Annotated in this window: 11 protein-coding genes; 3 read left to right on the forward strand and 8 right to left on the reverse strand. The window is 36.1% G+C overall.

Annotated features, from left to right (window positions below; all coding sequences use genetic code 11):
• Positions 1-2: 2 nt before the first annotated feature.
• Both pdhA and TE34_RS00910 read right to left on the reverse strand, forming a co-directional pair.
• Positions 3-1,046: a pyruvate dehydrogenase (acetyl-transferring) E1 component subunit alpha gene (pdhA, locus tag TE34_RS00905; protein WP_201777664.1), complete on the reverse strand. Its 1,044-nt coding sequence runs from the start codon at positions 1,044-1,046 to the stop codon at positions 3-5.
• Positions 1,047-1,453: 407 nt separating this feature from the next.
• Positions 1,454-2,110 (reverse strand): YkyA family protein, encoded by a 657-nt coding sequence (locus TE34_RS00910; RefSeq protein ID WP_053074924.1) that lies wholly within the window; start codon positions 2,108-2,110, stop codon positions 1,454-1,456.
• Between the two features lie 202 nt (positions 2,111-2,312).
• On the opposite strand from TE34_RS00910, the gene def reads away from it, so the two are divergent.
• The 3 genes from def to rnjA all read left to right on the forward strand — a co-directional run bounded on the left by def (position 2,313) and on the right by rnjA (position 5,358).
• Positions 2,313-2,864 carry a peptide deformylase gene (gene def, locus TE34_RS00915; protein ID WP_047982950.1) on the forward strand — a complete coding sequence of 184 codons (552 nt, stop codon included), beginning with the start codon at positions 2,313-2,315 and terminating at the stop codon, positions 2,862-2,864.
• Positions 2,865-3,478: 614 nt separating this feature from the next.
• Positions 3,479-3,688, forward strand: coding sequence for a DNA-dependent RNA polymerase subunit epsilon (locus TE34_RS00920; protein WP_047982951.1), 210 nt, complete (start codon positions 3,479-3,481; stop codon positions 3,686-3,688).
• Positions 3,689-3,690: 2 nt separating this feature from the next.
• Positions 3,691-5,358, forward strand: coding sequence for a ribonuclease J1 (gene rnjA / locus TE34_RS00925; RefSeq protein WP_047982952.1), 1,668 nt, complete (start codon positions 3,691-3,693; stop codon positions 5,356-5,358).
• 48 nt (positions 5,359-5,406) lie between these two features.
• Here rnjA and TE34_RS00930 read toward each other — a convergent pair whose 3' ends face one another.
• From TE34_RS00930 to dapD, 6 genes are all read right to left on the reverse strand, one after another.
• Entirely contained in the window at positions 5,407-6,072 is a 666-nt protein-coding gene (locus tag TE34_RS00930) for a potassium channel family protein (RefSeq protein ID WP_047982953.1), read from the reverse strand.
• Positions 6,073-6,168: 96 nt separating this feature from the next.
• Complete coding sequence (locus TE34_RS00935; protein ID WP_047982954.1) at positions 6,169-8,010, reverse strand: ABC transporter ATP-binding protein; 1,842 nt, start codon at positions 8,008-8,010, stop codon at positions 6,169-6,171.
• Positions 8,011-8,022: 12 nt separating this feature from the next.
• Positions 8,023-9,771 carry an ABC transporter ATP-binding protein gene (locus TE34_RS00940; RefSeq protein ID WP_047982955.1) on the reverse strand — a complete coding sequence of 583 codons (1,749 nt, stop codon included), beginning with the start codon at positions 9,769-9,771 and terminating at the stop codon, positions 8,023-8,025.
• Positions 9,772-9,932: 161 nt separating this feature from the next.
• Complete coding sequence (locus TE34_RS00945) at positions 9,933-10,175, reverse strand: YkuS family protein (RefSeq protein WP_047982956.1); 243 nt, start codon at positions 10,173-10,175, stop codon at positions 9,933-9,935.
• Between the two features lie 59 nt (positions 10,176-10,234).
• The gene (locus tag TE34_RS00950; RefSeq protein WP_047982957.1) at positions 10,235-11,374 is read right to left on the reverse strand and encodes an N-acetyldiaminopimelate deacetylase; all 1,140 of its coding nucleotides are present in this window, start codon (positions 11,372-11,374) and stop codon (positions 10,235-10,237) included.
• A 16-nt stretch (positions 11,375-11,390) separates the two neighbouring features.
• The gene (gene dapD / locus TE34_RS00955) at positions 11,391-12,107 is read right to left on the reverse strand and encodes a 2,3,4,5-tetrahydropyridine-2,6-dicarboxylate N-acetyltransferase (RefSeq protein WP_047982958.1); all 717 of its coding nucleotides are present in this window, start codon (positions 12,105-12,107) and stop codon (positions 11,391-11,393) included.
• Positions 12,108-12,143 lie beyond the last annotated feature (36 nt).

The raw sequence follows: 12,143 nt of genomic DNA on the forward strand, positions 1-12,143 counted from the left end.
GTTTACTTCGACTCCTTTGCTTTATACTCTTCCATTTGTTCTACTAAATTATTTGGAAGTGTTTCGAACATATTAGAAATAAAGTCTGTTACCTTCTGTTTTGGATATTGATCCGCCTTTTTAATTGCTTCTTTAATATCTTCTTTTGCTTTATCAATAACTTCATTTTCAGCTTCTTCAGACCATAAATTCTTACCTTCTAGGAATTTACGGAAACGTACTAATGGATCCTTTTTCTCCCATTCCGAATCAAGGTCAGCTGAACGATAGCGAGTTGGATCGTCACCAGCCATTGTATGAGGACCATAACGATAAGTAATCGTTTCGATTAACATTGGCCCTTCACCAGCAATCGCGCGTTCGCGAGCATGTTTTGTAGCAGCATATACTGCTAAAACATCCATACCGTCTACTTGAAGACCTTCAATACCAGCCGCAACTGCTTTTTGTGCTAAAGTTTTTGCAGCAGTTTGTTTTTCTCTAGGAACTGAAATAGCAAAACCATTATTTTGAACTATAAAAATATTATGTGCCCCATACGCTCCAGCAAAGTTCATTCCTTCGTAGAAGTCACCTTGAGATGTTCCACCATCTCCAGTGTAAGTAATAGCAACTGCTTTCTTACCTCTCATTTTAAGGCCTAAACCAACTCCGGCAGCTTGGACATATTGAGCACCAATGATGATTTGTGGAGGTAATGCATGAACACCCTCTGGCATCTGGTTCCCATGGAAATGGCCCTTAGAGAAAAGAAAAGCTTGATAAAGTGGTAATCCATGCCAAATCAACTGAGGCACATCACGGTATCCAGGTAAAATAAAATCGTCCTTCTCTAAGGCAAAGTGGCTACCCAATTGTGATGCTTCTTGACCTGCGGTAGGAGCATAGAACCCCAAACGACCTTGACGGTTAAGTGCGATAGAACGTTGATCTAAGATACGGGTATAAACCATTCTTCTCATTAGCTCTTTTAATTCATCATCCGATAAATTCGGCATGTCATCCTTATTGACAACTTCTCCATCCTCATTAAGAATCTGGAACATTTCGAACTGACTTTCAACACTCTCTAATACGTGTTTCAAAATAGTTCACCTCTTCCTTTCTTTATATCCTTTAATATTTATCTTTATTATCCTTCCCAAAAATATGGGAAATCTGTACCCATTTGCTTATATTTATGTTTAATTGCAAATCGGTTGTAATCTTACGTTGAGGAACAGTCACAGGCTGTTACATAAAATCCGCAAAAATAACTGGTACAATATGATTACATTTAAAGTGTAGCGCATACAATTCCATTCGGTCAACTACTTTGTTTTATTTTATTACTCGTTTTTTAATATTTTTATAACTAACTGTAAGCTGTTATAGTTTAACGTTAGACCTGTTACATTTTCACCAAAATAAAAACTCATCGAATAATCGATGAGTTTTTATATATAAGCCATATCTATTCAACATATTTAACATTAATCTCTGCTACCTCATAGAACTCCTTTTTTAAGTTGTTGTACTTGGTAGTGAACTCATTGAAGGTTTCATTAGCTTTAATAACTTCTTGATATTTTAAATTAACTTTTTCAATTTGGGCTTGCAATTCTTCTTGCTCTAAGTCATCTCGCTGAAGCATTTCATATAGTTCTCTTTCCAATTTCAGGGATTCATTATACGCCTGATGGAGTGTTTCATAAGCATCAAAACGATTTGTCATTGTCTCATACATGGTCTTTGCTTGATCCTTGGTTTCTTCATCCTTTATTTCTTCTATCAATACTTTAGCTTTTTCAAATTCTTCACGCGATGCAGCTAAGCTTTCCTTTTCAGACTTAATTAACTCAGTTCTTTCTTCAATGGAAGAAAGTGCTTGTCCGGCTAATTCTTCTATTTTGTCTAACTCGTCTATTCCTAACTCAATAATTTGTTTATATAGTTCTTGTTCTTCCTGTTCTAACTGTATAATTTCATCTTGATATTCCTGAAACCCTACCTCTAGGTGAACAGCTTCTTCTAAATGATTATAAATTTGTGTTTCTGGGCTATTCCCACAAGATGCTAAGAAAATTACTACTCCTAACATAACAAACACTACAAATTGTTTGGACCTCACGTCTCTTAATCCCCCTCTTACATGATGTATAAAGCGTCTCTGTAGAACTGATAATTAGTATATCATAAATTTGTAATAGCGACCTTATAAAATACAAGCCTATCTATAGTAAAATTATGCCTTATTAACTAATAATATGATAAACTATTTAAATGATTGTAATATGATAAACTATGACATATATAGAGATGGAGTGATTAACATGCTAACTATGGAGGATGTTGTGCGCGAAGGTCATCCTTCCTTGCGACAAGTTGCTGAAGAGGTAGTCCTACCCCCAACTGATGATGAAATATCCATGTTAAGCAGTATGCTAGAATTCTTGAAAAATAGCCAAGACGAAAAGATTTGTGCTAAATATAATTTAAGACCAGGAGTTGGGATTGCTGCCCCACAGTTAGGTATTGCCAAAAGAATGGTTGCAGTTCATTTCGAAGATTCTAATGGAAAGTTATATAGTTACGGATTATTCAACCCAAAGATAATCAGTCATTCTGTGGAAAAAGCTTATTTAACTGTTGGAGAAGGATGTCTATCCGTGGATCGAACTGTTGAAGGATTTGTTCCAAGATATGCTCGTATTACGGTAAGAGCTACTGATATAGAAGGTAATGAAATTAAGCTCCGTTTAAAGGAATACGCTGCTATCGTATTCCAACATGAAATTGATCACTTAAATGGTATTATGTTCTACGATCATATCAATAAAGAAGATCCATTTGCAATTCCAGAAAACTCTAAACCAATTGAATAAAAAATATGGCCTGGCTCGTTTAGTCAGGTCTTTTTTGTGCCATGAATAGAATCCGTATAAATGAGAAAAATATACATAAGTAACTAGGTCATCTTGTCTGTCTAACGTTCGATAGCTTTTTTTAAAAATGTTTTTTTTAGTAAATCAATGATTTTTATTTCAATATTTTTAAATCCATACTATACTATAGGTAAGAGGGATTGGACGGTAGAAATTTTTATATGCTTTTCTTTAATCTTTTAGAAAGGAGTGTATGTCCTTATGTTACGTCGCCTAAAAGAAAAGCTAAAGAAGCGTTGGAAGGATTTTTTAGGCCGAGGACGTGTACCTACAACTTTTAAAGAATAAAGAATAAGTACAGGCAGGGTATAATGAAGTGCCGATCTACCGATAATGATTTTATTCTTATAGCATTATTAACCTGTCTTTTTTGTTAAGCTATACTATGTTTACGGGAATGTTAAATACGGAATGATGTACAATGATCTACACAGTTCTCTGGTACCCCCAGGGATTCTTACATAAAAAGCATTAGAACTATTTTATAGAAGATAGCCTTTCTTTTTATGAATGGAATGGTAAAAAAAGTTATAGAGAGAGACAGGAGAGATAGTATGATTTTTAAAGTTATTTATCAAGAATCCTCGTATGAAGTACCAGTACGAGAACGCTCAAAAAGCCTTTATTTCGAGGCCGATTCCGAGAAGGATATTAGAAAGAAATTAAGTGATCGCGGACTTAATATTGAATACATCCAGCCACTAGATGAAGCACATTTGGAATATGAAAAACAATCCGAAGATTTTAAAGTGGAGAGCGTCTAAAGATGAAGTTTGTAAAAAATGATCAAGCAGCTGTATTTTCACTAGGTGGATTAGGTGAAATTGGAAAAAATACGTATGGCGTACAATTCCAAGATGAAATAATCCTAATTGATGCTGGAATTAAATTTCCTGAAGATGAACTATTAGGGATTGATTATGTAATTCCTGATTATACGTACCTAGTGCAAAACCAAGATAAAATTAAAGGCTTAATAGTGACTCATGGTCATGAAGACCATATTGGTGGAATTCCTTATTTACTGCGCGAAATTAATATACCAATCTATGCAGGTAAGCTTGCGATTGGCTTAATTAGAAATAAGTTAGAAGAACATGGATTATTAAGAAATGCAAAATTAAATACCATTCAAGAAGATGACATCATTAAATTCCGTAAAACATCCGTAAGCTTTTTCCGTACTACACATAGTATTCCTGACGCATATGGTATTGTCGTCAAAACTCCTCCAGGAAATATTGTTCATACTGGGGACTTTAAATTCGACTTTACACCTGTTGGGGAACCAGCTAACTTAGCAAAAATGGCAGAAATAGGAAGAGAAGGAGTGCTTTGCCTTCTTTCTGATAGTACTAACAGTGAAGTACCAGGTTTTACTTTGTCTGAAAAAGTTGTTGGAGCTAACATAAGTGATATCTTTAGTCGAGTATCTGGAAGAATAATATTTGCAACCTTTGCATCTAATATCTATCGTTTACAACAGATGGTTGAAGCTGCCGTTCGTTATAATCGTAAAGTAGCAGTTTTTGGTCGCAGTATGGAGTCTGCAATAGCACTTGGTCAAGAATTAGGTTATATCCAGGCGCCAAAAGATACGTTTATCGATGCACATGAAATTAATCGTTTACCTGCTAATGAAGTAACCATTCTTTGTACTGGTTCCCAGGGCGAACCAATGGCAGCATTATCAAGAATAGCAAATGGTACTCATAGACAGATTCAAATTATCCCAGGTGACACTGTTGTATTCTCCTCTTCACCAATCCCAGGAAATACATTAAGTGTAAGTAAGACTATCAATATGTTATATCGTGCTGGAGCAGACGTCATCCACGGTAAATTAAATGATATTCACACTTCTGGTCATGGTAGCCAAGAAGAGCAAAAATTAATGCTACGTCTAATGAATCCGAAGTATTTCATGCCGATCCATGGTGAATATCGCATGTTAGTTGAACACACGAAGCTTGCAGAAATGTGTGGAGTAAGCTTCGAGAATTCTTTTGTTATGGATATTGGTGATGTATTAGCACTAAGCAAAGATAGTGCTCAAGTTGCTGGTAAGATACCTTCAGGTTCAGTATATGTCGATGGTAGTGGTATTGGAGATATAGGAAATATCGTACTTCGAGATCGCCGCATCCTTTCTGAAGAAGGTTTAGTAATAGTAGTCGTTAGTATTAATATGAAAGAGTTTAAAATAGCTGCAGGTCCTGATATCATTTCACGTGGATTTGTTTATATGCGTGAATCCGAAGATATGATTAATCAGGCACAGAAGTTAGTTTCTACACATCTAAATAAAGTAATGGAGAGAAAGACAACACAATGGTCTGAAATTAAAAATGAAATCACAGATACAATTGCTCCATTCTTATATGAAAAGACAAAACGTCGTCCAATGATTTTACCAATCATAATGGAAGTGTAAAAAAGGAAGTCACCTAGGTTAAAACCTAGGCTGACTTCCTTTTTTGGATTATTCATCAATAACTAACTGTCTTTCAAACCTTGCAATATCTTTGTCTGCACCAACAACTACTAATATATCATCTCTTGTCAAAATATCATCAGGAGTTGGAGAAACATTGATATGTGGTCCTTGCTTGATTGCAACGACAGTACAGCCGAATTTCGCACGAATATCTAGCTCAATAATTGACTTCCCTGCCATCTTATTTCCAGCTTTTACTTCAACAATGCTATGATCGTCTGAAAGTTCAAGGTAATCTACTATATTATTCGATATGATACTATGAGCAATCCTTCTTCCCATATCCCGCTCTGGGTGAACAACTTGATGTGCACCAATCTTATTTAAGATTTTTGCATGATAGTCATTCTGCGCTTTCACTGTTATTCGTTCCACACCTAATTCTACTAAGACTACAGTAGTCAATATACTGGCCTGTATATTATCACCTATAGCAACGATGACATGATCAATATTTTTAATACCTAATTCCTTTAAAGTTGTCTCGTCCGTTGAATCAGCAATTACCGCGTGGGAGGCTATATTTTTATACTGATTTACTCGCTCTTCGTCACGATCGATAGCGAGAACCTCCATCCCTTCACGGCTTAATTCCTGACATATACTTCCCCCGAATCTACCTAAGCCAATTACTGCAAATTCTTTTCTCATTTCGTTCCTCCAGATAATTCATCTTATACTTATTACTTTATCAATTGAATGAAAAAGAAGCAATTTCTAGTATCGAAATTGCTTCTTTTTTAAAGGTTACATCGCATCTAGCATTTGGAATTGGGAGCGAACTAAATGATAATACTCTCCCTTTTTCTCCATTAACTCTGCATGATTTCCATTTTCAAGTATTTTACCATGCTCTAATACAAAGATATTATCAGCTTCACGGATAGTAGAAAGTCTGTGAGCAATAATGATTGCAGTTCGACCATTTAACAGCCTTTTTAGAGCAGCTTGAATTTTCAATTCCGTTTCAGTATCAATACTTGCTGTAGCTTCATCTAAAATAATAATACTTGGATTTGCTAGCAATGCACGTGCAAATGATAATAATTGTCTTTCACCTGCTGAGAGGATGTTACCTCTCTCTTCCACTTCTGTTTGGTAGTCATTTGCTAAACGTTTGATAAAATCATGCGCCCCTACTACCTTGGCAGCTTCGATAACCTCTTCATCAGTTGCATCAGGTCGACCAAAACGGATATTATCCATAATCGTTCCAGAAAAGATAAAGGTATCTTGTAAAACAACACTGATGTGGTTACGTAAGCTCTTTAATGATACTTCTCGTAAGTTATGACCATCAATTCTAACCTGCCCTTTCGTAGGGTCATAGAATCTACTAATTAAGTTAGCAATTGTTGATTTACCACTTCCAGTATGACCTACTAAAGCAATCGTTTGACCTGGCTTCATCTCAAGCGAAACTTCATGTAAAGCAATACGGTCACTATTGTATGAGAATTGAACCTTATCAAATTCAATATGCCCTTTCATTGTATCAAATTCATAAGCATTCTCTACTTCATCCACGTTCGGCTTCTCATCTAAGTATTCAAATATACGTTCAGAAGAGGCCATTGCTACAAGTAGTTGGTTATACATTTGGCCTAATCGTGAAATTGGATCCCAGAACATACCTAAGAAGAAAGCAAACGCGATAAATGTACCAGGTTCAATCCCTCCAGCCTCTGGCCCTATGATAATTAAATGAGCTCCATATGCAATTAAAATAACGGTGCCAATAGCATTACTCATTTCAACAAACGGACGGAACATAGCACTCTTTTTAGTTGCATCAATCCAAGCAGAAAAAGTATCGGTATTTAATCCATTGAAGTATTCTGTATTTTCCTTTTCTTGTGTAAAGGATTGCGTAATTCGGATTCCTTGAATACTTTCATTCAAATGGGAATTCATTCTAGATTGTTGAATACGAACTTCCTGCCATGTACGCCGAATCTTTCTTCTGAGTACCGTCGTAATATAGAACATCAAAGGTAGGATAACCAATACTGCAAGCGCTAATTTAGGGCTTAGTGCAAACAGAATGGTTACAATCCCGAGTAATGTCAAGATATCCATTAGTAAATTGATAATACCGTTAGAAAATAGCTCTTGCAGTGAATTCGTATCATTCATGATACGTACTAAGATCGAACCTGCTGAACGTTTATCAAAGAAGTTATTAGATAAGCTTTGCACATGGGTGAATAAGTGTTGCCTTAAATCATAAATAACGTTTTGGCCAAGTAAGTTTACCCATTTTATTCGTAAATAGTTTGCAATGTAACTGATTAAGTAAAGAACCCCTATGATAATAACTAGATAGATTAATAGGTCCGTATCCTTATTAGCAATTGCAATATCAAATGCAGCTTTACCAATTAGTATTGGGATCGTTAAACGAACAGCAGTAGATACTACCATTGCGATTATTGCACCAAGCAAATAAGTTTTTGTATAAGGCCTTAAATATACAAGCAAACGCCATATTTGCTTCCAGTTAAAGGGCTTTTCAATCGCTTGATCAATCGTATAATAAAATCGTTTTAAATGTCGTTTTTCGGGGGTACTCCCCTTCTTATTAGCCATCTTTATCCCCCCTTAATTCACAGCATTCATGATAGTATCATGATCCTGATATTGAATATCATAAATTCGTCTATAAGCACCGTTGAGCTGTAGCAACTCATCATGTGTTCCTCTCTCTACAACTCCACCATCATCTAAAACAATAATTTCATCAGCATGTTTTAGAGAAGATATTCGGTGTGCAATAATAAACGATGTACGTCCCTTCATGACCTCTTTTAACGCCTGTTGAATACGGAACTCCGTTTCCATATCAACTGCAGAAGTTGCATCATCTAAAACTAGAATACTAGGGTCAACACAAATGGCACGAGCGATAGCGATACGTTGCTTTTGACCACCTGAAAGCCCCATGCCTCTCTCCCCAAGTAACGTGTCATACCCTTTTGGCATTTCCATAATAAAGTCATGGGCTTGTGCCCTTTTCGCTGCATCGATAATCTGTTCATCTGTTGCATCTGGATTACCATATGCAATATTCTCACGAATAGTAGTGGAGAATAAGAACGATTCTTGTAGAACAAACCCGATATGATTTCTTAACGTTTTTAAATCGTAATCTTGAACAGGTTTTCCATCAACCAGTACCTCGCCACTCTCCGGCTCATAGAAACGCGTAATTAATTGTGTAATACTAGTTTTACCTGAACCAGTACCACCAATTAACCCAATCGTCTTACCTGGAGGAGCGTCAAAACTTATATTTTTCAAGGCCGAATCATCGTCTTTTGTATACGTTAATGTCACATCCTTAAATGTAACATGGCCTTTAATTGATTTTTTAACCGCTTCTTCTTTAACAACGATATCTTCATTTTCTTCTAAAATCTCTCTAAGTCGTTCGCCTGAAGCCTTTGCTTGAGAGAACATATTGATCACATAACCGACGTTCATGAGCGGTCCCATGATGTACCAAACTAAACTAAAGAAAGCGAGTAGTTCTCCAGGATTTAAACTATCATTAATTACTAGATAACCACCAAAAGCAAGTAAGGCTACAGCACATACATTCCCAATGAACTCCATTAACGGAAAGTATTTTGCCCATAGTTCTGATGTGCTAACGTAATTCTTACGATAATCATCATTACTAGTAGAAAACCTACCAATCTCAAAATCTTCTCGAGATAATGATTTTACTGTATGCATTCCACTAATATTCTCTTGAACCCTTGTATTCAGTTTCCCGAATGATTTACGGATACCTCTAAATGCTGGGTGTGCTACTTTCTCAAATTTAATTACAACAATAATTAGGAAAGGCATTGCAGCCATCGTTACAAGCGTTAGTGGTACAGAATAATAAAACATAACACTTAAACTTATTGCTATGAGCAAAATAATTCTTATCAATTCAGCAAAGCCAAATGATAAGAAAAAGCGGAACCCCTCTACGTCAGCTGTCAACCGTGACATAATATCCCCTGTTTTTGCATTATCATAATATTTAAATGATAATACTTGAAGCTTTTTATATAATGCATCACGTAAAGCATAGACCGTACTTACTCCAAAACGATCCCCTAAAAACTGGTGGTAAAACGTAGCAATTCCTTTAATTAGCATTAAAACAACAAAGACTGTAGCAATATAAGGAATTAACTCATATTGTTCCTTCGCTACTACTTCATCAATTGTTAATTGTAAAATGATAGGATACACAACTGTAATAACCGTTACAAAAAATAAGAAGAATAATGATCCAATGAAGTACTTTCTATAAGGCCAGTAAAATTGCTTTAGTTTTTTAAATGTATCCATACATTCGCCTCCCCCTGAAGTTAAAATTCTTTCTTTCACATAATAACTAATATAACGGTTTCCGAAATAAATTGCCACAACTTTTTCATAATTTATTAAAATTTTTTATAATGTTTGAAAAGACATTTAAAAAAGGCTCCTTAGAAAGAAGCCTTTTTCGATTAACTTAATTTTTCATTTACGATTTGAGCAATTTCTTCAGCATTTTGTCCACTTGCATTAATTACTGGTCCGGCAATACTTGTATCTGCCATTCCCATGACATCTTTATCTAAACCCGAAATAACACAGCAATCACAATGTGCAGTATCTGCCTCGGATTTGAGTTCAACGACCTCATGACCCATAGCCATTAATGCTTCTTTTACATCCGTAAGGGATTCTTCTACTCCGATTCTAGCCATTATCTTCACTCCTCTAAGTATGCAAATTTACATGCTTAGTTTGACCAAAAGGAAAGAAGTTATTCGATTTTAATTCTATTGGCAGATATGGATTGAAGCATTTTTGTTACTATAGTAACTCCAACTTGTAAAGCCTCTTCTTTTGGATTTAATTGTGCATTATGCAACCCATAAGTAGAATCAACACCTAACCAAAACATAAAGCCGGGTATATCCTTTAGCATGAATCCAAAATCTTCCCCTGTCATGGCTTTCTTTGCTTCAACAAAGCTATATTCTGTTTGTTGTATAACTTCTTGGAATTGCTGAACATATCTCTTATCATTATAGACCTGAAAATAGTTTGAACCATAATCTATACGCACATCACAATCATGGCTTATTTCAAATCCTCTAGCAACCGATTCGAGTTTCTGTTTTACCTGAAGCATCACTTCTGGTCGCAAAGTACGAATGGTACCTTCCAACCTTGCAGTTTCTGCTATAGCATTCTGAACATGACCACTCGTCATTTTTCCAATAGTTACGACCGCGCTATCAAGTGGATCTATTGTTCTAGAAACAATGTCTTGGACCTGTGATATAAAAGTACCTGCAGCCACGGCCATATCCTTTGATAAATGAGGATAAGCAGCATGACCACCTTTACCTGTAAAGTCAATAAATAACTCACTAGTATTGGCAAAGAGTAACCCTGGTTTAGTAGCAACTGTACCGACAGGGTATTCAGGTGCAATATGTAATGCAAAGATACAGTCTGGTCTCCACTTTAAAAAGGCTTCTGATTGCATCATTGGTAATGCACCACCAGGCCCTTCCTCAGCAGGTTGAAATATAAATAAGACATCATCCTGAATCGGATGTTTGATAAGGTTCTCTAACGTGCCTAAGGCAATCGTCATATGAAAGTCATGGCCACAAGCATGCATTCTTCCCTCGTGTTGTGAAGAAAAATCAAACCCAGTAAGTTCATCTATTGGTAGTCCGTCTATATCGGCACGATACCCTATCATTTGCTTCGGATCTTCACCCGAGACCCGTACTAAGATTCCCGTTTGCCATGTTTTTACTTCGACCCTTTCCGTAGCCATTTCTTGAATCAATCGAAGTAAATATTGCTGAGTTTTATATTCCTGAAAACCTATTTCAGGTATTTGATGTAAGTCACGACGTATATCCTTCAGTTTAGCAAGTTCCATCCTGTTTCTCCTTGCTCTAATTATCTAGTTTTCGAAGTTCTTGCATAATTTCTGTTTTCGCCTTCGTACCTTCATCAATTTCCTTAAGTACTTTAGCAGGTGTTCCAGCAACTAATGTGTATGGAGCGACATCTTTCGTAACAACTGCTCCAGCAGCCACTATTGCACCTTTTCCAATCGTTACACCTTCTAATACAACAACATTCGCTCCAATTACTACATCATCTTCTACAACAACAGGTTTTGCTGATGGTGGTTCAATAACTCCAGCTAATACAGTCCCTGCGCCGATATGGCAATTCTTACCTACTGTAGCTCTGCCTCCTAACACCGCATTCATATCTATCATCGTGCCTTCTCCAATAACAGCACCTATATTAATCATAGCGCCCATCATAATCACTACGCCATCACCAATCATAACTTGGTCGCGGATGACTGCACCTGGTTCAATTCTAGCATTGATATTTTTTAAATCTAATAAAGGAATTGCTGAATTACGACGATCGTTTTCAACCACATAATCTGTAACAGCATCTTTATTCTTATCAAGAAACACTGATATGTCAGCCCATTCCCCAAATAGCACACCGCTATGTTGTTCTACAAACGCTTGTATAGAATCATATGACAATGTATTTAATTTATCACCTTTTATATAAACCTTTACAGGCGTACTCTTCTTACTATTTGAGATAAAGTTAATAATTTCTTTGGCATCCATCATTTTCATGGTAAGCCACCTCCTAATTTTTATAATTTTCACTTT

It is taken from the genome of Ornithinibacillus californiensis, from assembly GCF_001038485.1.
Classification (GTDB): domain Bacteria; phylum Bacillota; class Bacilli; order Bacillales; family Amphibacillaceae; genus Ornithinibacillus; species Ornithinibacillus californiensis.